Annotated in this window: 14 protein-coding genes; 9 read left to right on the top strand and 5 right to left on the bottom strand. The window is 62.9% G+C overall.

Annotation, left to right across the window (positions count from 1 at the left end):
• Positions 1 to 35: 35 nt before the first annotated feature.
• Entirely contained in the window at positions 36 to 3,308 is a 3,273-nt protein-coding gene (locus tag D9M09_RS13225; RefSeq protein WP_240453634.1) for a PAS domain-containing protein, read from the top strand.
• Here the strand turns inward: D9M09_RS13225 and D9M09_RS13220 are convergent.
• From D9M09_RS13220 to D9M09_RS13205, 4 genes are read right to left on the bottom strand one after another with little or no spacing between them, the layout of a single operon-like run.
• Positions 3,302 to 6,187, bottom strand: a complete 2,886-nt coding sequence (locus D9M09_RS13220) for a hybrid sensor histidine kinase/response regulator (RefSeq protein WP_162995668.1) — start codon at positions 6,185 to 6,187, stop codon at positions 3,302 to 3,304. The genes D9M09_RS13225 and D9M09_RS13220 overlap by 7 nt on opposite strands.
• A 7-nt stretch (positions 6,188 to 6,194) precedes the next feature.
• Positions 6,195 to 7,385 (bottom strand): hybrid sensor histidine kinase/response regulator, encoded by a 1,191-nt coding sequence (locus D9M09_RS13215; RefSeq protein WP_070218328.1) that lies wholly within the window; start codon positions 7,383 to 7,385, stop codon positions 6,195 to 6,197.
• Entirely contained in the window at positions 7,375 to 8,256 is an 882-nt protein-coding gene (locus D9M09_RS13210) for a CheR family methyltransferase (RefSeq protein ID WP_121669515.1), read from the bottom strand. Before D9M09_RS13210 ends, D9M09_RS13215 begins: the two co-directional genes overlap by 11 nt.
• Before the next feature lie 28 nt (positions 8,257 to 8,284).
• Positions 8,285 to 11,767 carry a response regulator gene (locus D9M09_RS13205; RefSeq protein WP_121671075.1) on the bottom strand — a complete coding sequence of 1,161 codons (3,483 nt, stop codon included), beginning with the start codon at positions 11,765 to 11,767 and terminating at the stop codon, positions 8,285 to 8,287.
• A 281-nt stretch (positions 11,768 to 12,048) separates the two neighbouring features.
• On the opposite strand from D9M09_RS13205, the gene D9M09_RS13200 reads away from it, so the two are divergent.
• Entirely contained in the window at positions 12,049 to 12,501 is a 453-nt protein-coding gene (locus tag D9M09_RS13200; protein ID WP_070218889.1) for an Hsp20/alpha crystallin family protein, read from the top strand.
• Positions 12,502 to 12,605: 104 nt separating this feature from the next.
• Here D9M09_RS13200 and D9M09_RS13195 read toward each other — a convergent pair whose 3' ends face one another.
• Positions 12,606 to 13,952: an MFS transporter gene (locus tag D9M09_RS13195; protein ID WP_070288561.1), complete on the bottom strand. Its 1,347-nt coding sequence runs from the start codon at positions 13,950 to 13,952 to the stop codon at positions 12,606 to 12,608.
• A gap of 217 nt (positions 13,953 to 14,169) precedes the next feature.
• Here D9M09_RS13195 and cyoA point away from each other — a divergent pair, with 217 nt between their 5' ends.
• From cyoA to D9M09_RS13160, 7 genes are all read left to right on the top strand, one after another.
• Positions 14,170 to 15,153, top strand: a complete 984-nt coding sequence (gene cyoA / locus D9M09_RS13190; RefSeq protein ID WP_230537640.1) for a ubiquinol oxidase subunit II — start codon at positions 14,170 to 14,172, stop codon at positions 15,151 to 15,153.
• Between the two features lie 90 nt (positions 15,154 to 15,243).
• A complete protein-coding gene (gene cyoB / locus D9M09_RS13185; protein WP_121669513.1) occupies positions 15,244 to 17,247 on the top strand; it encodes a cytochrome o ubiquinol oxidase subunit I in 2,004 nt (667 codons plus the stop codon).
• Positions 17,240 to 17,878 carry a cytochrome o ubiquinol oxidase subunit III gene (gene cyoC / locus D9M09_RS13180; RefSeq protein ID WP_121669512.1) on the top strand — a complete coding sequence of 213 codons (639 nt, stop codon included), beginning with the start codon at positions 17,240 to 17,242 and terminating at the stop codon, positions 17,876 to 17,878. Before cyoB ends, cyoC begins: the two co-directional genes overlap by 8 nt.
• Positions 17,875 to 18,261 (top strand): cytochrome o ubiquinol oxidase subunit IV, encoded by a 387-nt coding sequence (gene cyoD / locus D9M09_RS13175; RefSeq protein WP_034788483.1) that lies wholly within the window; start codon positions 17,875 to 17,877, stop codon positions 18,259 to 18,261. Before cyoC ends, cyoD begins: the two co-directional genes overlap by 4 nt.
• On the top strand, positions 18,258 to 19,091 hold the full coding sequence (locus tag D9M09_RS13170) for an SURF1 family protein (protein WP_121669511.1): 834 nt from the start codon (positions 18,258 to 18,260) through the stop codon (positions 19,089 to 19,091). Before cyoD ends, D9M09_RS13170 begins: the two co-directional genes overlap by 4 nt.
• Positions 19,075 to 20,424, top strand: coding sequence for an ATP-binding protein (locus D9M09_RS13165; protein ID WP_121669510.1), 1,350 nt, complete (start codon positions 19,075 to 19,077; stop codon positions 20,422 to 20,424). Before D9M09_RS13170 ends, D9M09_RS13165 begins: the two co-directional genes overlap by 17 nt.
• Positions 20,414 to 20,950, top strand: coding sequence for a response regulator transcription factor (locus D9M09_RS13160; RefSeq protein WP_099377157.1), 537 nt, complete (start codon positions 20,414 to 20,416; stop codon positions 20,948 to 20,950). The genes D9M09_RS13165 and D9M09_RS13160 overlap by 11 nt, the downstream gene beginning before the upstream one ends.

Here is a 20,950-nt window from a genome sequence, read left to right as displayed (position 1 = left end):
AGCATAGGGTCGCGTGGGGGGAGAGATCAAGGGGCATGCTGTTTTCCTCCTGCAAGAGCGTTGCCCCATGGTATATTTCGGGCATCAGTTTTCCCCTTATCGACACGGTGCACGCAAACAACATTCTTTCCTTGCTGGACGCCGAACATAGTGCGCTGGGCAGCATCGCGGCAGGCGCCGACCTGGCCCAGGCATTGGAGCATTTGTTGCTGGCGCTGCAAGACCTGGCCGAGGGCGGCGCGCATGCCTGCCTGGTGCTCATCGACGAGGCCGACCGCTTTTGCGGCTTGTCCGCGCCCAGCCTGCCACAAGACCTGTGCCTGGCCCTGCGCCACGGCGGCGAACAGCCTTCTCCATTCGGCACGGCGGCCTTTTCCGGCGCGCCCGTATATTGCGGCGACATCACGCGCGACGTGCACTGGAGCGCGGGACGCAAGGAAGCCATGCTGCACGGCTACCGCGCCTGCTGGGTCGCCCCCGTCTTTGGCGCGAAGGGGCATATCCTGGGTGTGCTGGGCCTGTTTTTCCAGGCGACATGCCATCCCACGCAACCGGAAATCGAACTGCTGGCGCTGGCCGCGCGCGTGGCCGCGCATGTCATCGAGCGGGGCCAGCTGGAACAGGCGCTGCACGACAGCCGCGAACACTTTCATTACGCCATCGAGCTCAACACGCAAGTGCTGTGGACGGCCGACCTCGACGGCAAGCTCGACTATGTGGCGCAGCGCTGGCGCGACTGGACGGGCGGCAGCGGCCTCGGCACCAGCTGGCTGGACGCCATCCATCCCGAGGACGTACCCCGTACACTGGCGGCGTGGAGCGAAGCGGTGGGCAGCGGCCAACCCCTGGACCAGGAAATGCGCGTGCGCCGGCAGGATGGCCAGTACCGCTGGGTGCATTCGCGCGCGTATTGCCGGCGAGACGAGCGCGGCCAGGCCGTGAAATGGTATGGCTCCTGCGAAGATATCGACGAACACTGGCAGGCGCGCAACGCCTTGCTCGACAGCGAGGCGCAGTTCCGTTCGCTTGCCTCGACCATGCCCAACCAGGCCTGGCTGGCGCATGGCAGCGGCGCCACTTACTGGGTCAACGAACAGGTGTGCGAATACACAGGGCAATCGATGAAGTCGCTTGTATCGAGCGGCTTTCGCCACTGCGTGCATCCGGACGATGTGCAGATCACGCAGAAAAGCTGGGACCGGGCCGTCGCCACCGCCAGCGCCTATGAGCAGGAGTTCCGCATGCGCCGCGCCAGCGACGGCGCCTACCGCTGGTTCCTGGCGCGCGCCTTGCCCCTGTTCGACGAGGCGGGCAAGGTACTGCGCTGGGTGGGCACGAATACGGACGTGCAGGAACAGAAGAACGTGCTGGAAAAGATGGCCTACCTGAATTCCTCGCTGGAAGTGGAAATGGCCAACCGCACGGCAGACCGCGACCGCATGTGGCGGCTGTCCACCGACATTATGCTGGTGGCGGACCTGTCCGGCATGATCATTGCCGTCAACCCCGCATGGAGCAAGATCCTCGAGCGCCCGGAAATCGAATCGCTGGGCATGGACTTCATCAGCCTCGTGCATCCCGACGACCGCATGGCGGCCCTGCAGGACTTGTCGCGCCTGGCCCACGGCGCACCCACCTTGCGCATGGAAAACCGCTACCGCCGGCGCGATGGCGGCTACCGCTGGATTTCCTGGACGGCCGTGCCGGCGCAAAAGCTGATCCACGCCATCGGCCGCGACGTCACCGATGAAAAAGAGGCGCGTCTGGCGCTGGTGCGCAGCGAGCAAGCCTTGTTGCAGGCGCAAAAGCTGGAATCGATCGGCAAGCTGACGGGCGGCGTGGCCCATGATTTCAATAACGTGCTGCAAATTATCTCCGGTAATTTGCAGTTGCTGAAGCTGACTGTGGCCGATAATCCGCAGGCGGCCAGGCGCCTCGATTCAGCCGCCTCGGCCGTCGAGCGGGGCGCCAAGCTGTCGTCGCAACTGCTGGCCTTTGCACGGCGCCAGCCATTAAAACCGCTGGTGACGGACCTGGGCCGGCTGCTGCGCCGCATGCATGAGCTGATCCGCCGCGCCCTGGGTGAGGCGATTACCGAGGAAACCTTCATCAGCGAAGGCTTGTGGCATACCCTGGTCGACCCGAACCAGATGGAAAACGTGCTGCTGAACATGGCCATCAATGCGCGCGACGCGATGGACAAGGGCGGGCGCCTCACGTTTACCTTGAGTAACGTCACGCTCGACGCCGCCTATGCCAGCCTGCATGCCGATGTGCTGGAGGGGCAATACGTGCTGCTGACCATCACCGACACGGGCCACGGCATGGAGCGCGACGTGATCGACCAGATATTCGAACCGTTCTTCACGACGAAAAAGGAAGGCGAGGGCACGGGCCTGGGCCTGTCCATGGCGTACGGCTTCATCCGCCAAAGCGCGGGCCACATCAAGGTGCACAGCGCGCCCGGTGCGGGCACGACTTTTAAAATTTATCTGCCCCGTTCGCTGGAAAAGCTGGCCGAACCGCCGCCTGGCCTGACGGGCCCCGTGCTGGGCGGCGGCGAGACCATCCTCGTGGTGGAAGACGACGCGCCCGTGCAGCACACGGTGGTCGACATGCTGCGCGGCCTCGGCTACGACGTGCTGCATGCGGACGACGGCGCCTCGGCGCTGGCCCTGCTGGGCACGGGCGTGGCCATCGACCTGCTGTTTACGGACGTCGTCATGCCCGGTCCCGTCAGCAGCAAGGAGCTGGCGCAGCAGGCGAGATTGCTGCTGCCGGACCTGGCCGTGCTGTTTACCTCGGGCTATACGCATAACGCCATCATGCGCGGCGGGCGGCTGGACGCTGGCGTCGAGCTGTTGAGCAAACCCTACCGGCGCGAAGACCTGGCGCGGCGCATCCGCCATTTGCTGGCCGACCGCCGCCTGGTGGGCGCGCCCGATCCGTCCGGGCGGCGCATCCTGCTGGTGGAAGACAATGACGATGCGCGCGAAATGACCACCGAGATGCTCAATATGCTGGGGCACACCGTGCACGGCGTGGCCAGCGCGGAAGCGGCCATGCCGCTGTTGGCCATGCCGGGCCTGGACGTGCTGGTGACGGACATCAGCCTGCCCACCATGTCCGGCCTGGAGCTGGCGCGCCATGCGCGCGCGCACTGGCCGCAGCTGGACGTGGTGTTTGCTTCAGGACACGACTGGGGCGCCAGCCTGATGCAGGACGCCAGCGCGCGCTTCCTGCGCAAGCCGTTTGGCCTGGAAGAGCTGGCCAGCGCACTGAAGGCACGCCGGCTCGACGTCTACTGACCTGGCGGCAGCAAGGCCCGCTGTAATTGCTTGACGGTAAATGGTTTCACCAGGAAGCGCGCCTGCGGGTCGAGCACGCCGGAATTGGCCGGCGCATGGCCGGTGGAAAACACCACTTCCAGCTGCGGATAGTCGCGCGCCGCCAGCTCGGCCAGCTGGACGCCCGACATCTGCGGCAGGCTGATATCGGTCAGCAGCAGATCCAGTCCCGGCGTGCCCAGCAGCGGCAGGGCTTCCTCGGCCGTGCCCACGGCCAGCACCGTGTGGCCGAGCATGGCCAGCAGTTCGCTCGTCATGGCGCGCGCGTCGGCATTGTCTTCCACCAACAGGATATGCCTTCCCTCCGGCAGCGCCGGCGCAGGCTGCGGCGCCAGCTGCGCACGGTACTGGTGCAGGGCCGTCACATGGCGGCCGTTGGCCAGCAGGTGGCGGATGCGCCGCGCCAGGTCTTCGCGCCGGTAGGGTTTGCTCAGCAGCTCGACGCCCGGTTCCAGCCGGCCGCCCTGCATGATGGCGTCCTGCGTGTAGCCCGAGGTAAACAACACGGCCAGCTGCGGCAGCAGCAAGCGGGCCTGGCGCGCCAGTTCCGTGCTGGCTACCTTGCCCGGCATTACCACGTCCGTAAACAGCAGGTCGATGGGCACGCCGCTGCCAACGATGGCCAGCGCGCTTTCGCCGTCGCTCGCGCGCAGCACGACGTAGCCGAGGCCGCGCAGCATGTCCACCACCGTCGTCTGCACTTGCACGTCGTCTTCCACGACGAGGATGGTTTCCTTGCCGCCCAGCACGGGACCGCCCAGTTGCAGCGGCAGTTCCGTTTCCGCTTCGAGCGAGCGCGGCAGGTAGATGCGGAAGGTGCTGCCGTGGCCTGGCAAACTGTCCACCGTCAGGTGGCCGCCGCTCTGGCGCAGGAAGCCGTACGCCATGGACAGGCCCAGTCCCGTGCCTTCGCCCTCGCTTTTCGTCGTGAAGAACGGTTCGAAAATCTTGTCCAGCAGCTCGGCGGGAATGCCCGTGCCCGTATCCGAGACGGCAAGCTGCACGTAGTCGCCGGGCGCCACGTCCGCATGGCGCGCCGCGTAGCCGCTGTCCAGCACGCTGTTGCTCAGTTCGATGGTCAGCTGGCCCTGGCCATTCATGGCGTCGCGCGCGTTGATGGCCAGGTTGAGGATGACGTTTTCCAGCTGGTGCGGGTCGACCAGCGCGCGCCAGCAGTCGTCGGACAGCAGCAAACGCGTTTCGATGGTTTCGCCCGTGGCGCGCCGCAGCAGCTCTTCCGTCGAACGCAGCAGTTGCGCCAGGTCCGTCACCAGCGGTTTCAACGGTTGACGCCGCGCAAACGCCAGCAGCTGGGCCGACAGCTTGGCGCCCCGTTCCACGGCGGCCGAGGCGCTGGCAATGCGCTTGGCGGCCAGCGGGTCGCCGTCCAGGGTCATTTGCAGCAGCTGCAGATTGCCCGAAATAATTTGCAGGACGTTATTGAAATCATGGGCCACGCCGCCCGTCAGCTTGCCCAGCGCTTCGAGTTTTTGCGATTGCAGCAGCGCCATTTCGCTGTGGCGCAACGATTCCTGCATGCTGAGCAAGGTGCTTTGCGCTTCCTTTTCCAGGGTGACGTGGCGCCCGGTGGCAAACACCAGGTCGCCTTCGGTCGCCGCCACCCACGACAGCCAGCGGTGGCCGCCATCGCGGTGCCGGTAGCGGTTTTCAAAGCTGGGCATGGCTTCCCGCGACACTTGCGCCAGCGCCTGGCGCGTGGCGGCGGCATCCTCGGGCAGCACGAAGTCGAACAGGCTGCGGCCCAGCATTTCCTCGGGCAGCCAGCCCAGGATGGCGCTGGCGGCCGGGTTGACGGCGGTAAAGCAGCCTTCGGCATCGATGGCCACCATCAGGTCTTGCGCGCTGCGCCACAGCCGTTCGCGCTCGCTGTTGCGCGCGGCCAGGTCCGCTTCCAGCTTCTTTTCCACGGTGATGTCGCGCGCGCTGCAATACACCTTCTCGCCCTCGGGCACGGCCACCCACGACAGCCAGTGCCAGCCGCCCAGCTTGTGGCGGTAGCGGTTTTCGAAGCGTAGCGCCGGCTGGCCCTGGTTGGCCGCCTCCCAGGCCGCATGGGTGCGCGGCAAGTCTTCGGGATGGATCAGTTCAAAAAATTTCGTCGTGCGGATTTCCTCGACCGACCAGCCCAGGGTGGCTTGCCAGGCCGGGTTCGAGTGTTCGAAATAGCCGTCGAGGTTGAGCACGCCCAGCAAGTCGGGGCTGACGTTCCAGGTGCGGCCGAACTCGCGCGTGCGCTCGGCCACCTGTGTTTCCATGGTGGCGCTGAGGGCGCGCAGGCGCGATTCCGCCCGGGCCCGCAAAATGGTCGACCAGACCCGTTCCGACACTTGCACGGCCAGTTCGATTTCGTCCGCATGCCACAGCCGTGCCGCGCTGCTGTGCACGACGAACAGGGCCGCCAGCCGGCCTTCCTTGGCAATGGGAATGTTCAGGAAGGCACGGATGCCCAGGCGCGCAAACGTGGCCAGCGCGGCCGGCATGGCCGTGCGCGGGTCGCTCGCCACATCGCTGACGGCCAGCGCCTGGCCTGCGGCCAGCGCATCGGCCAGGCGTGCGGCATAATCGCCGAGGAAATACTCGCCGGCGGCACCGGGCGCCAGGCCGTCGCTCCACGCATGCTGCAGGGTAGGGCATTGCAGACTCTGGTCGATATCGAAACAGGCCACTTGCTGGGCGCCCAGGCGCTGTCCCAGCAGCTGCGCCGACAGGGACAGGATCTCGCCCGTGTCCTGCAGCAGCCGCAGCCGGCGTTCCAGCTGCAGCAAGAAGGCGACGCCGCTGGCGCCGGCCTGGCCGCGGGGGGCGGGTGTGATGGTCATGCCGGCCTCAGCTGCCGGCCAGCGGCAGGGTGACGCTGAACAGGGCGCCATTGCCGGGCTGGCTTTGCAGGGTGATGGCGCCGCCATGCGCGTCGACCAGTTGCTTGGTGATGAACAGGCCCAGGCCCAGGCCGCCGGTGCGGTCCTGGTGCATGACGCGCTCGAAGGCGTCGAAGATGCGCTCCTGGTCGCGCGCGTTGATGCCGATGCCATGGTCGCGCACTTCGATGACGGCGCTGTTCTGCGTGTGCGCCAGGCTGATTTCCACGGGCTGGCCCTGGCCGTAGCGCACGGCATTGCTGATCAGGTTGACAACGATTTGCTCGACGCGGAAGGCATCCCAGTAACCGTGGATGGGTTCGAAGGCCAGCACTTCCAGCACGCTGCCGGCCGCGGCGGCATACGGCGACAGGTCGTCGGCCACCCGGCGCACCAGGCTGGTCAGGTCGACCGATTCGCGGCGGATAGACAGCTTGCCGCTGGTAATGCGCGACACGTCGAGCATGTCGTCGATCAGGCGCACCATGCTGCGGATTTGCCGCCCGTCGCGCGCCACCATCTTGCCCAGCTTTTCCGGCTCGAAGGCGGCCAGATTGCCCCGCTCGAGGTTCACGGTGCGCATCTGCGTCTCGAGAAACAGCGTGTTCAGGGGCGTGCGCAGCTCGTGCGCCACCATGGACATGAATTCGTCGCGCAGGCGCAGCGAGCGCTGCAGTTCAGCCTGGGTGGCGCGCAATTCCTTCAATAACGCTTCCTGCTGCTGGCGGCTGTGCTCGAGCGCCTGCACCTGGCGCCGCGTCTCGCTGCGCTGCTGGTGCAGGGCGACGAACACGTTGACCTTGCTTTGCACGGCATTGATGTCGAGCGGCTTGTGCAGGAAGTCGACGGCGCCGCTTTCATAGCCCTGGAAGGCGAAATTCATTTCCTTGCCGGCCGCCGTGACGAAGACGATGGGGATATGGCGCGTCTTTTCCGTGCCGCGCATCAGTTGCGCCAGCTCAAAGCCATCCATTTCCGGCATTTGCACGTCGAGGATGGCCAGCGCGAAATCGTGTTCGAGCAGCAGGGCCAGCGCTTCTTCGCCCGACGAGGCCTGGTAGACGCTGCGGTCGCTCTCGCGGATCAGCGCATTGAGCGCGCGCAGGTTTTCCGGCAAGTCATCGACGATCAGCAGTTTGGTGCTTGTTTCATTCATCATGTTTCAATCCTGGCATGTGCCGCCCAGCGTAATGGGAAGCGGCGTGCGACGGCGCACGCTTGCGGTAGAGCTTTTCGGGACCCGGCAATGGCTCGAAGTCGGCGGCAAAGCGCGTGAAATGCGTGCTTTCCTTGCTGCCCAGACCCAGGAAACCCCGGTGGCACAGCGAGTCGTGGAACAGGCCCAGGGCCCGCTCCTGCAAGGTTTTGTTGAAGTAAATCAGTACGTTACGGCACAAAATCAATTGCGTTTCGATAAAAACGCTGTCCGTGGACAAGCTGTGGTCGGCAAAGTTGATACTGTCGAGCAGACGCTGCTGGAAACGCGCCGTGGCATGCTCGACCGTGTAGTAGTCTGCCAGCTGGCCCAGGCCGCCCGCTGCCAGGTAGTTGGCGCCATACTCCTCGAGCCGGTGCAGCGGATACACGCCGCGCGCGGCCGTGGCCAGCGCCTGCGGATTGATGTCCGTGGCGTAGATCGTGCTGCGTTCGAGCAAGCCTTCCTCGTGCAGCACGATGGCCAGCGACAGCGCTTCTTCGCCCGTGCAGCAGCCGGCCACCCAGATGGTCGGCGACGGGTAGGTTTTCAGCACGGGCACCACGTGTTCGCGCAAGGCGAGGAAAAACGCCGGGTCGCGGAACATCTGCGTGACGGGCACGGTCAAAATCTGCAGCAGCTTGCCAAAGCTGGCTGCGTCGTCCAGCACTTGCTGTTGCAAGGCAGGCAAGTCGGCGCAATGGAAGCGCTCGAGCGCCTGGTTCAGGCGGCGGCGCTGCGAGGGCAGGGAATAGTCGCGAAAGTCGTAGCTGTAGCGCTGATAGATGGCTTCCATCAGCGCATGCAGCTGCTCGTCCGTGTAGCGCGGGGACATCAGCGGCTTTCCATCGCGTGGCGTGGCATCAGATGCGTTCCATCTTCGGCATCCACACGCGCAGCAGCGAATACAGACGGTCCAGGTCGATCGGCTTGGCCAGGTAGTCGGATGCGCCCGCCTGCAGGCATTCTTCCTGGTCATTCTTCATGGCCTTGGCCGTAATCGCGATGATGGGCAGCTTGTTGTAGCGGCCATCGGCGCGGATCAGGCGCGTCGCTTCCAGGCCGTCCATGCCCGGCATCATGACGTCCATCAACACCAGGTCGATATCGTCCACGCTGTTGAGCTTGCTGATGGCTTCGAAGCCGTTGCGGCCGATTTCCACCACCACGCCTTTCTGTTCCAGCGCATTCGTCAGGGCAAAGATGTTGCGCACGTCGTCGTCCACCAGCAAAATCTTGCGCCCTTCAAACACGCGCTCGCGGCTGCGCACCTGTTGCAGCATGCCCTGGCGCTCGCTCGACAGTTCCGACTCCACCTTGTGCAGGAAGAGGGTCACTTCGTCGAGCAGGCGCTCGGGCGAACGGGCGCCCTTGATGATGATCGAGCGCGAATATTTCATTAAATCCGCTTCTTCCTCGCGGCTCAGGTTGCGGCCCGTGTAGACGATGACGGGCGGGAACGAGCACAATTCTTCATGTTCCATACGTTCGAGCAATTCGTTGCCCTGGATGTCGGGCAGCTTCAAGTCGATGATCATGCAGTCGAAAATTTGCGTCTTCAGCAGTTCCAGCGCCTGTTCACCCAGCGCCACGGCCGTGATTTCCACGTCGTTGTCGCTGATCAGGTGGACCACGCTTTCGCGCTGGCGTTCATCGTCCTCGACCAGCAGGATGCGCTTCATCTGCTGCGTGAATTTTGATTCGAGCTTGTGGAACACTTCCTTCAATTGTTCGCGCGTGCGCGGCTTGGTGGCGTAGCCGATGGCGCCCAGCTGCATGGCTTCCTGGATCTGGTCGTTGCCGGAGACGATGTGCACGGGAATGTGGCGGGTTATCGGGTTTTCCTTCAATTGCTGCAAGACCAGCAAGCCAGGGCGGTCCGGCAAGCCCATGTCGAGCAGGATGGCGTCGGGCAGGAATTCTTCCGCCAGGCGCAAGCCTTCGTCTGCGCCGTGCGCCACCAGGCAGCGGTATTGCATTTCATGCGCGAGGTCGAACAGGATGCCGGCAAACGACGGCTCATCCTCGATCACCAGCACGGAACGCTGGCCCGTCTTGGCGGGGGGCACGCTATCGCGGTCATCCTGGAACGTGGGCAGCGGCACGGGTTTGGCGGCAGGCGCCGCCTTCGGTGCGGCGGCCGCGGTTTTTGCGGGCGCTTGCGGCGCGGCGTGGGGCGCTGCCGCCGCCTCCACCGCGCGTTCCGGCATGACGGCCGGCAGCACCAAGGTAAACGTGCTGCCCTGGCCCGGCGTGCTGGCCAGCTCGATGCCGCCGCCCAGCAAGGCGGCCAGGTCGCGCGAAATCGACAGGCCCAGGCCCGTGCCGCCATAGCGGCGGCTGGTGGTGCCGTCGGCCTGGTGGAAGGCGTCGAAAATCTTGTGCTGCTGGTCGTCGGCGATGCCGATGCCCGAATCCTGCACCTGGAAGCGCACCTGGCCCGCCGCATCGGCGCTCACGTGCAGGGACACCGTGCCCGCATCGGTAAACTTGATGGCGTTCGACAGCAGATTTTTCAGGATCTGCTCCAGGCGCTGGCGGTCGCTGACGAACGATGGCGGCGTGTCCGGCGCCACCTTGACGTCAAACACCAGTTTCTTTTGCTGCGCCTGGGCGCCGAACAGCATCTTCATGCTGCTGAGCAGCTCGTCGAAAGGCACGGCGTCCGGCGTCAATTCCAGCTTGCCCGCCTCGACCTTGGAAATGTCGAGGATGTCGTTGATGAGGGTCAACAGGTCATTGCCGGCCGAATAGATGGTTTGCGCAAACGTCACTTGTTCCGGCGTCAGGTTGCCGCTGCTGTTGTCGGACAACAGCTTCGACAGGATCAGCGAGCTGTTCAGCGGCGTGCGCAGCTCATGCGACATGTTCGCCAGGAACTCGGATTTGTAGCGGCTGGCCCGCTGCAGCTCTTCGGCGCGCGCTTCCAGCTGGGCGTGCGCCTGGACGATCGCCATGTTCTTCTGGTCCAGCGACAGCGCCTGCACGGCCAGCTGCTCGTTCGACTGTTCCAGCGCCGCTTTTTGCTCTTCCAGGTGGGCTTGCGACTGTTCCAGCACGCGCGATTGCTCACCCAGCTCTTCATTGGCCGTGCGCAGTTCTTCCTGCTGCACTTCCAGTTCTTCATTCAATTGCTGCGTTTCTTCCAGTACATTTTGCAGGCGCTGGCGGTACAGGGCCGCTTCCAGCGAGGTGCCGATATTGGTGCCAATCAGGTTCAGCCACTCCTTGGCGCGGGCGCTGACGGGATGCGTAAAGCCCAGTTCGATGACGCCGTTGACGACGCCTTCATTGTTGACGGGCACCAACACCAGTTCCAGCGGCGCGCCGCTGCCCAGGCTCGACGTCACGGTCAGATAATTCTCGGGCACTTGCTGCACATGCTTGAGGCGTTTTTCGCGCGCCGTCTCGCCCACCAGGCCTTCGCCCAGCTTGAACACCTGTTTTTCCTTCACGCCCTGTTCGTTGAAGCCGTACACGGCAGTACGGCGCAGGCTGCCATCCTCGTCGACGACGTACAGGGTGGCCACGGCCACTTCCAGCCGGTGGGCCAGGAAATCGAGCACGTGCCGTCCCAGTTGCGGCAGGCCCAGCTGGCCGCTCGTGTGGGCCGCCAGCTCCGTCTGTCCCGTGCGCAGCCATGCTTGCTCCTGCAGCACGTCGTTGTCCTTGCCGCGCTGCTCCAGCGCATCGTTATAGATATCGGACAGGCGCAGCAGTTCGCGCCGTCCCAGGTAGGCCAGCAAGCCGGACATGCCCAGGCTGAGGATCAGGAACACCACCACGGCCAGCATGGTGCGGCCCTCGGCCGAGTCGGCCCGCTCCTGGCGCAGGCGCTGCTCCATGGACAGGAAGGTGAGAAATTCGCGGCGGATTTCGTCGAATTCCAGCTTCCCTTCGCCCTGGCGCACGCGCGCGAGGAATTCCTGGTTGTTGCGGCGCTGGGCGATCACGGCTTCCGCGTACTCCATCCACTGGCCTTGCAGCGCGCGGATGCGGCGCAGCCGGTCCACCTGGATGGAGTTGTCCGACACCAGCTCGAGCAGCGTGTTCATTTCCACGGCGATCTTTGCCTTGCCCGATTTATACGGCGCCAAAAACGTTTCATCGCCCGTCAGCAGGTAGCCGCGCATGCCTGTTTCCAGGTCGACGGACAGCTTCATGACCTCGTTGGCGTTGCCGATCACCCGTTCGGAATGCTCGACCGAGCGCAGGGCCGAGAGCAGGTAGGCGATCAAGCCGACAAAGACGAGGGCCGTGACGATCCCGATAAGCAGCGGCAAGGTAACGTTGCGGGCGAGGATGCGGCGAAAGCTGAAGGAGTCGATCGGGGTCTTGGTATTCATCATGTCCGTGTAAGGCTGTCGCGAAAAAGTCAATTTTAATTGAAATGCAAGGTTTCTGGTGGTCAAGCATAGCGTGCGCTAGCATAACAGTCTTGCGCTAAATTGCCGACGCGTAAGGCGATGCAAAGCGCGCCAGCGCACAGATGATCGTCGGGGAAAAATCAAGCTGGCCGCGATTGAGGCAGATCAAAGAGACAAACGGTTCGCATCCTAAGATGCAGGAGGTGGCGGCGTCCCTGCGACGACCGCCGTGTGCAAACCAACCCATGCAGGAGGACATCATGGCTAATCAATTGATGCGTCGCGATCCGCAAAACCCGCTGGCACGTTTCGACCCGTTCAGCGACATGGAAGATTTCATGCATGACTTTTTCGCGCCCGCCTTGCGCTTGCGCGATGCGGGTTCGTCACGCATGCGCGTCGATATTTCCGAAACCGAGCAAGCCTATCAGGTGCAGGCAGACATTCCAGGCGTCAACAAGGACGATATCAAGGTCTCCATCGACGGGAGCCGCGTCTCCATCAGTGCCGAACTCAAGGATGAAAGAGTGACGCGCGACGGCGGCGGCAAGACCGTGCGCAGCGAACGCGAGTATGGCCAGCAATACCGCAGCTTCGTGCTGCCGCACGAGGTGGACGAGGCCGGCGCGCAGGCGCGCTATGAAAATGGCGTGCTGCTGCTGGACTTGCCGAAGAAGGAGGGCACGGGCGGGCGGCAGCTGGCGATACAGTAAGCCTGGCCAAGGAGCGGGCATGAAAAAACGCCGGACGGTGCCGGCGTTTCTTGGGTATTGTCGGGTGGCAGCACGCTGCCACCCGATTTGCCTCTATATATATGTCAGTCGCGGATTTCCAGCGCCCGGTTCAGGCTCAGCGCGGCCAGCGAGGCGACGGCGCCCGACAGCAGGTAGAAGCTGACATAGGCGAGGCCGAAGTTGGCCGACAGGCCCAGCGCCACCAGCGGGGCGAAACCGGCGCCGACCAGCCAGGCCAGGTCGGACGTCAGGGCCGCGCCCGTATAGCGGAAGCGGGCAGGGAAGTTGGCCGTCACGGCGCCGGCAGCCTGGCCGTAGGACAGTCCCAGCAGGCTGAAGCCCACGAGGATGAACACATTCTGGCCGGTATTGCCGCCGCCCATCAGGGTCGGCACGAAGGCGCTGAAGATGGCGATCAGCACGGCCAGCACGCCCAGGGTGGTGCGGCGGCCCACTTTATCGGCCAGCAAGCCGGAAATCACCACGCCGATGGCGGCCAGCACGGCGCCGAGCATCTGGATTTGCAGGAAGTCCGGGGCCGAACGCGTCTGGTAGACGGAAATCCACGACAGCGGGAACACGGTGACCAGGTGGAACAGGGCGTAGCTGGCCAGCGCGGCGAGGGCGCCGATCAGCACGTTGCGGCCCTGGCCGCGGCTCATTTCAAACACGCTCACGGGCTGCAGTTCGCGTTCGTCGAGCAGGCGCGCATATTCATTCGTCGACACCAGGCGCAAACGGGCAAACAGGGCCACGACGTTGATGGCGAAGGCGACATAGAAGGGATAGCGCCAGCCCCAGTCGAGGAAGTCTTCATCCGTCAGGCTGGTCAGCATGAACCAGAACAGGCCGGCGGCGATCAGGAAGCCGGCGGGCGCGCCCAGCTGGCCCAGCATGGCGTACCAGCCGCGCTTGTTTTCCGGCGCGTTCAGGGCCAGCAGCGATGGCAAGCCATCCCAGGAACCGCCCAGGGCGACGCCCTGGCCGATGCGCAGCACGGACAGCCAGATGATGGCGGCAAAGCCCAGGTGGGAGTAGGTCGGCAGGAAGGCGATGCCGGCCGTCGACACGCCCAGGAGGAAGAGGGCGAACGTCAGCTTGGCGCTGCGTCCCATGCGGCGCTGGATTTCCATGAAGATCACGGTGCCGAACGGACGGGCGATGAAGGCGAATGAGAAAATCAGGAACGCATATAACGTCCCTTCCAGGCGTTCTTCGAACGGGAAGAAGACGCGCGGAAACACCAGCACCGAGGCGATGGCGTAAACAAAGAAGTCAAAGTATTCGGAAGCGCGGCCGATGATCACGCCGACGGCGATCTCACCGGGGTCGATATGCGATTCGACCGTACCGGCCCCGCGTGCGTCGCGCAGGGAGTGGGGGGAAAAGTCGGCGGGTACATCGCCGCTGTGTGTGCGCGTGCTGGACATGATGATCGTCTCCAATATCGTTTCGAGTTCGGCCAACGCGTAACTTACCCCGGGTGTCTCACGCCCGGAGCAGGACTATTCATTAGATAGTTGTAGGAGAAGTCCTCGTCTACCAAGTGAAAGTCCGAGCAAGGGGTAGGACAAAACGTCCAATTGCCAGTGCGCTCCAGTGAGAATACAGTACCATATCTTCATCCCCTGTACTGGACTTTCCTGTATGTTTTCATTAAAAGTTCGTCGCGGACTGCTTCTTTTACCTCTCGCATTGTTGGCTGGTTGCAATACGGTGGTACTGAATCCGTCTGGCGACATCGCAGTTCAGCAAGGCAATCTGATTGTCATCTCGACATTGCTGATGCTGTTGATTATCGTTCCGGTAATCGCCCTGACCCTGCTGTTCGCATGGCGCTATAGAAAAAACAACACCGCGGCCAAATACGAGCCGGACTGGGACCACTCGACTCGCCTCGAGCTGATTATCTGGGGCGCGCCCCTGCTGATCATCATCGTGCTGGGCCTGCTGACCTGGATCAGCACCCACACCCTCGATCCATACCGCCCATTGAGCCGTATCGACGCCAACCGTCCCATTCCCGCCAGCCACAAGCCGATGATCGTCGAAGTCGTGGCCCTGGACTGGAAATGGCTGTTCATCTACCCGGAGCAAGGCATCGCTTCCGTGAATGAACTGTACGCGCCCGTCGATCGTCCGATCCGCTTCAAGATCACCGCGTCGTCCGTCATGAACTCGTTCTTCATCCCCGCACTGGCAGGTCAGATCTACGCCATGCCGGGCATGGAAACGCAGTTGAATGCCGTCATCAACAAGCCGGGTGTCTATAAAGGCTTCTCCGCGAACTACAGCGGTGCCGGTTTCTCGGGCATGCGCTTCAAGTTCCACGGTGTCAATGATGCGGACTTCGACAAATGGGTGGAATCGGCACGTGCCGGTGGCGGCGCGCTGAACCGCGACGACTACCTGTCGCTGGCCCAGCCTAGCGAACGCGACCCGGTACGCCGCTACAGCGCCGTGCCTAACGATCTGTACAAGGCAATTCTGAACCGCACCATCGTTTCCGACGCCCTGTGCGTGACGCCGGTCGAGCCATACAAATTGACGATGGCAAAAAGCCCGGTAGCGGCCGTAACGGCAGTAGTCGCTAGCGATGCAGTCGTGGAAAAGGGCGTTCAAGCCAAGTAACCACTGCATGAATCCCGCAGCGCATCGTAGTGGCGCTGCAGATACTGGCGCCGCTTGCCTGGCGCCTCCCTTTTTTCTCTGAGAGTAACAATGCTAGACCATATTGATCTGACGAAGCTTATATTCGGCCGTCTGACTTGGGATGCAATTCCATTTCACGAACCTATCCTGCTGGCGACCTTTGCAATGGTCGCCCTGGGCGGTATCGCACTCGTTGCGGCACTGACGTATTTCCGCGTCTGGGGTACCCTGTGGCGCGACTGGATCACCAGTATCGACCATAAAAAAATCGGTATCATGTACATGATCCTGGGCCTGGTCATGCTGCTGCGCGGCTTTGCCGACGCGCTCATGATGCGTACCCAGCAGGCGATCGCCTTTGGCGACAATGCCGGCTTCCTGCCACCGCATCACTACGACCAGATCTTCACCGCCCACGGCGTGATCATGATCTTCTTCGTCGCGATGCCTTTCGTGACGGGTCTGATGAACTACGTGGTGCCGCTGCAGATCGGCGCGCGCGACGTGGCTTTCCCATTCCTCAACAACTTCAGCTTCTGGATGACCACCATGGGCGCCGCCCTGGTCATGGCTTCGCTGTTCGTCGGCGAATTCGCCCGCACGGGCTGGCTTGCGTATCCGCCGCTGTCGGGCATCGTCGGCAGTCCGGACGTGGGGGTAGACTATTACATCTGGTCCTTGCAGATTGCCGGGGTCGGGACGCTATTGTCCGGTGTCAACCTGATCGCCACCATCGTCAAGATGCGCGCACCAGGCATGACCTGGATGAAAATGCCCGTCTTCACCTGGACCGCACTGTGCACCAACATCCTGATCGTCGCCGCCTTCCCGGTGCTGACGGCCGTATTGGCCATGCTGTCGCTGGACCGCGTTGCCGGCTTTAACTTCTTCACGACGGAACTGGGCGGCAACGCCATGATGTACGTCAACCTGATATGGATCTGGGGCCACCCGGAAGTCTACATCCTGATCCTGCCGCTGTTCGGCGTGTTCTCGGAAGTGGTTGCCACGTTCAGCAGCAAGCGTCTGTTCGGCTACGCCTCGATGGTGTACGCCACCTGCGTCATCATGATCCTGTCGTACCTGGTATGGCTGCATCACTTCTTCACCATGGGTTCGGGCGCCAGCGTCAACTCCTTCTTCGGCATCACGACGATGATCATCTCGATCCCGACGGGCGCGAAGATCTTCAACTGGCTGTTTACCATGTACCGCGGCCGTATCCGCTTTGAACTGCCTATGCTGTGGACGATCGGCTTCATGGTCACCTTCACCATCGGCGGCATGACCGGCGTGCTGCTGGCCGTGCCACCAGCGGACTTCGTGCTGCATAACAGCCTGTTCCTGATCGCCCACTTCCATAACGTGATTATCGGCGGCGTGGTGTTCGGTGTATTTGCTGCAATTAACTACTGGTACCCGAAAGCCTTCGGCTACAAGCTCGACGCGTTCTGGGGCAAATGCTCGTTCTGGTTCTGGTTCGTCGGCTTCTACCTGGCCTTCATGCCGCTGTACGTGCTGGGCCTGATGGGCGTGACCCGCCGTGTCAACCACTTTGAAGATCCATCGCTGCAAATCTGGACCATCATCGCCTGGTTTGGCGCCGTCTCGATCGCGCTGGGCATCGGTTCCCTGCTGATGCAGTTCTATGTGAGTTTCCGCAACCGTCACGCCCTGCGCGACGTCACCGGCGACCCATGGGGCGGCCGTACGCTGGAATGGTCGACGTCGTCGCCACCGCCAGACTATAATTTCGCCTTCACACCGCAAGTGCACGAACTCGATGCATGGACCGACATGAAGAAACACGGTTACCAGCGTCCGACGTCCGGTTTCACGAAGATCCACATGCCGAAGAACACCTGGGCTGGTTTCGTGATCGCCGCACTGTCCGCACTGGTTGGTTTTGGCCTGATCTGGCAAATGTGGCTCGTCGCCGGCATCGGCTTCGCGATCATGATGATTACCATCATCGTCCATACCTTTAACTACAAGCGCGATTACTACATTCCTGCGGAAGAAGTGGTCCGTACCGAAGACGCTTATACTAAATTGCTGAGCAGCCATGTCTGATACCATCGCCCATAACACCGGCGCCGCTGGCGCCGCACCAAGCACGCGCAGCTACTTTGTGCGCGAGCACCACCCGGAAAACGGCAGCTTGCTCGGTTTCTGGCTCTACCTGATGAGCGATTGCCTGATCTTCGCCTGTCTGTTCGCCACGTACGCCGTGGTCGGCCGCAGCTATGCGGACGGCCCGACGGGCGCCGCGCTGTTCGACCTGCCGCTGGTGGCCGTCAACACGGCCATGCTGCTGCTGTCGTCGATCACCTACGGCTTCGCCATGCTGTCCATGCAGCGCAAGCAATTGCGCAGCACCCTGGTCTGGCTGGGCATCACGGGCCTGTTCGGCCTGGCCTTCCTGTCGCTGGAAATGTATGAATTCATTCATCTGATCCACGAAGGCGCCGGTCCGCAGCGCAGCGCGTTCCTGTCGTCGTTCTTCGCCCTGGTCGGTACCCACGGCTTGCACGTGACGTTCGGCGTGATCTGGCTCGTGACCCTGATGTTCCAGTTGAACAAGCATGGCCTGACCCCGGAAAACGGCCGCCGCATGATGTGCCTGTCGCTGTTCTGGCACTTCCTGGACGTCATCTGGATCGGCGTCTTCACCTTTGTCTACCTGATGGGAGTGCTGCCATGAGCGACCACCACACACACGGCGATAGCCACCACCATGACAACCACGATCATGGCAGCCTGAAAAGCTACGCGATCGGTTTCATCCTGTCGGTGATCCTGACGGCCATTCCGTTCTGGCTGGTGATGACGAAAGCCATCACCAACTCGGGCACCATGGGTCTGGTCCTGCTGGCGTTCGCGGCGGTTCAAGTGGTGGTACACATGGTGTACTTCCTGCACATGAACACCAAGTCCGAAGGCGGCTGGAACATGATGGCGCTGATCTTCACGATCATGATCGTGGGCATCGCCATGGCCGGTTCCCTGTGGGTCATGTACCACATGAACCACAACATGATGCCGGATCTGATGCCTGAGTACATGCATACGAAAACGGCTCCATGATGAGTAATACGCGCCCAAGCAACACCGGGCGCGCCCCTGGCGCCGCATCGCAAGATGCCGCGCCAGGCCCACGCGGCATGGCTATGCGGTATGCACTGGCCTTGCTGGCGGGGATCTTGTTTGCCGGTTTCTGTGTCCTGGGAACCTGGCAAGTCAAGCGCCTGTTCTGGAAGCTTGACCTGATCGAGCGCGTCGAACAACGCGTACATGCGCCCGCAACGGACGCGCCTGGACCCGCAGCCTGGGCCAGCATCACGCCACAAACGGATGAATACCGCCATGTGCGACTCTCCGGTACCTATCTCCCCCTATTCAATACCCTGGTGCAAGCAACGACGGCACTGGGCAGCGGTTACTGGCTGGTGACGCCCTTGCGCCTAGCCGACGGCAGCACCGTGCTCATCAACCGCGGCTTCGTGCCGAAACGCGCCGGCATCGCCGCCAGCACGCCGGCCGGCATCGTCGAGGTCGACGGCTTGCTGCGCATCAGCGAGACGGGCGGCGGTTTCTTGCGTGAAAACAGTCCTGCCACGCAGCACTGGTATTCGCGCGACGTGGCCGCCATCGCCGCCTCGCACATGCTCACCAACGTGGCGCCATATTTCGTCGATGCGAAAGAGAAATCGGAAACGGCCAGTGACGCCCCCGTCGGCGGCCTGACCGTGATCTCGTTCCACAACAACCACCTCGTGTATGCACTGACGTGGTTCGCGCTGGCCCTGATGGTGGTCGGCATCACATGGTGGATCGTGCGCGAAGACAAGCGCCGCCGCGCGCGCAAGGCGGGCAATGCCGATCGCCAGGAAAGCGACCATGCCGGGCAGGATTGAAATCCTGCCCAACCGCGAGGTACTAGAACGCGGCGCCGTGGCGGCCGAGATGGAACATCCGGCCGGCCACCAGAACATGAAGCTGCTGATCCAGCTGCGCTGGCTGGCCGTGATCGGCCAGATCAGCACCATCTTCGGCGTGGGCGTGGGACTGGGCATCGCCTTGCCCGTGCCCTACATGCTCGAAGTGCTGTCCTGCCTGATCGCCTTCAACCTGGCCAGCCTGTTGCGCTGGCACGAACGCCAGCCCGTGTCCAATACGGCCCTGTTTCTTGCCCTGCTGGTCGACGTCACCGTGCTGACGGCCCAGCTCTACCTGAGCGGCGGCATCAGCAATCCGTTTGCCTTCCTGTATTTATTGCAAGTCATCCTCAGCGCCGTGCTGCTGGAAGTGTGGTCGACCTGGATCATGGTGGCCATTACCAGCCTGTGCCTGGCGGGCCTGGCCTTGCTGCCCGGCCCCTTGATCCTGCCGATCGACCCCGAGCGCGGTTTTTCCAGCCTGTACGTGCAGGGCCTGCTGATCTGTTTTATTTTGAACGCCGCCTTGCTGGTGGTCTTCATCACGCGCATCAACCGCAACCAGCGGGCCGGCGACGCCAAGGTGGCCGACTTGCGCCAGCGCGCGGCGGAAGAGGAGCACATCATCCGCATGGGCTTGCTGGCCTCGGGCGCCGCGCACGAGCTGGGCACGCCGCTGGCAACCTTGTCCGTCATCCTCGGCGACTGGCGCCGCATGCCGGAATTGAGCAAGAACAGCGAATTGCTGGAAGAAATCACGGAAATGCAGGCGCAATTGCAGCGCTGCAAGAGCATTGTCAGCGGCATTTTATTGTCGGCGGGCGAGGCGCGCGGGGAGTCTTCCGTGAAAACGACGATCAATACCTTCCTCAACGACCTGGTCGACGAGTGGCGTACGAGCCGGCCGATCCATGATTTCGAGTACGATAACCGCATCGAGCACGACGTGCCCGTCGTCTTCGATTCGACCCTGAAGCAAACCATCTGCAATGTGCTCGACAATGCGCTGGAAGCGTCGCCCGAGTGGCTGCGCTTCGAAGCGACGCGCGAAGCGGACGCCTTGCACCTGGTCGTTACCGATGCGGGCCCCGGCTTCGAGCCGTCGATGCTGACGCACCTGGGCAAGCCATATCAAAGCAGCAAGGGCAAGCCCGGCGGCGGCCTGGGCCTGTTCCTGGTGGTGAATGTCGCGCGTACTTTAGGTGGTACGGTGACGGCGCGCAATCGGGTGCAGGGCGGGGCGGTGGTGCACCTGGCCTTGCCGCTGGCGGCCATCAAACTGGAAAGAGAAAGCGACCACCATGCAGGATGACCGTCTGTTATTGATCATCGAAGACGACGCCGCGTTTGCCCGCACCCTTGGCCGCTCGTTCGAACGGCGCGGCTACCAGGTCATCCTGGCCACCAATTTCGACGAAGCGAGCGCCTTGCTGGAACAGCATTGCCCCGACTACGCCGTCGTCGACCTGAAACTCAATGGCAATACGTCCGGCCTGGCCTGCGTGCAGATGCTGCACCAGCACGACCCGGAAATGCTGATCGTCGTGCTGACGGGCTACGCCAGCATCGGCACGGCCGTCGAAGCCATCAAGCTGGGCGCCTGCCAGTACCTGGCGAAACCGTCGAACACGGACGACATCGAAGCGGCTTTCGGCCACGTGGCCGGCAACGCCGACATCGAACTGACGAATCGCGCCACCAACATCAAGACCCTGGAATGGGAACGCATCCACGAAATGCTGGCCGAGACGGATTTCAATATTTCGGAAACGGCAAGAAGGCTGGGCATGCACCGGCGCACCCTGGCGCGCAAGCTGGAAAAGCAGCGGGTCAAGTAG

It is taken from the genome of Janthinobacterium agaricidamnosum, from assembly GCF_003667705.1.
GTDB lineage: Bacteria > Pseudomonadota > Gammaproteobacteria > Burkholderiales > Burkholderiaceae_D > Janthinobacterium.
This window is presented reverse-complemented; position numbering and strand designations above follow the sequence as displayed.

Excerpts from the sequence above, each read along its gene's own strand:
- D9M09_RS13200 (WP_070218889.1), top strand. The coding sequence starts at position 12,049 with ATGGCTAATCAATTGATGCGTCGCGATCCGCAAAACCCGCTGGCACGT.
- D9M09_RS13215 (WP_070218328.1), bottom strand. The coding sequence starts at position 7,385 with ATGATGAATGAAACAAGCACCAAACTGCTGATCGTCGATGACTTGCCG.
- D9M09_RS13210 (WP_121669515.1), bottom strand. The coding sequence starts at position 8,256 with ATGTCCCCGCGCTACACGGACGAGCAGCTGCATGCGCTGATGGAAGCC.
- D9M09_RS13170 (WP_121669511.1), top strand. The coding sequence starts at position 18,258 with ATGATGAGTAATACGCGCCCAAGCAACACCGGGCGCGCCCCTGGCGCC.
- D9M09_RS13220 (WP_162995668.1), bottom strand. The coding sequence starts at position 6,187 with ATGACCATCACACCCGCCCCCCGCGGCCAGGCCGGCGCCAGCGGCGTC.
- D9M09_RS13195 (WP_070288561.1), bottom strand. The coding sequence starts at position 13,952 with ATGTCCAGCACGCGCACACACAGCGGCGATGTACCCGCCGACTTTTCC.
- D9M09_RS13165 (WP_121669510.1), top strand. The coding sequence starts at position 19,075 with ATGCCGGGCAGGATTGAAATCCTGCCCAACCGCGAGGTACTAGAACGC.
- cyoA (WP_230537640.1), top strand. The coding sequence starts at position 14,170 with ATGTTTTCATTAAAAGTTCGTCGCGGACTGCTTCTTTTACCTCTCGCA.
- cyoB (WP_121669513.1), top strand. The coding sequence starts at position 15,244 with ATGCTAGACCATATTGATCTGACGAAGCTTATATTCGGCCGTCTGACT.
- D9M09_RS13160 (WP_099377157.1), top strand. The coding sequence starts at position 20,414 with ATGCAGGATGACCGTCTGTTATTGATCATCGAAGACGACGCCGCGTTT.
- D9M09_RS13205 (WP_121671075.1), bottom strand. The coding sequence starts at position 11,767 with ATGAATACCAAGACCCCGATCGACTCCTTCAGCTTTCGCCGCATCCTC.
- D9M09_RS13225 (WP_240453634.1), top strand. The coding sequence starts at position 36 with ATGCTGTTTTCCTCCTGCAAGAGCGTTGCCCCATGGTATATTTCGGGC.
- cyoD (WP_034788483.1), top strand. The coding sequence starts at position 17,875 with ATGAGCGACCACCACACACACGGCGATAGCCACCACCATGACAACCAC.
- cyoC (WP_121669512.1), top strand. The coding sequence starts at position 17,240 with ATGTCTGATACCATCGCCCATAACACCGGCGCCGCTGGCGCCGCACCA.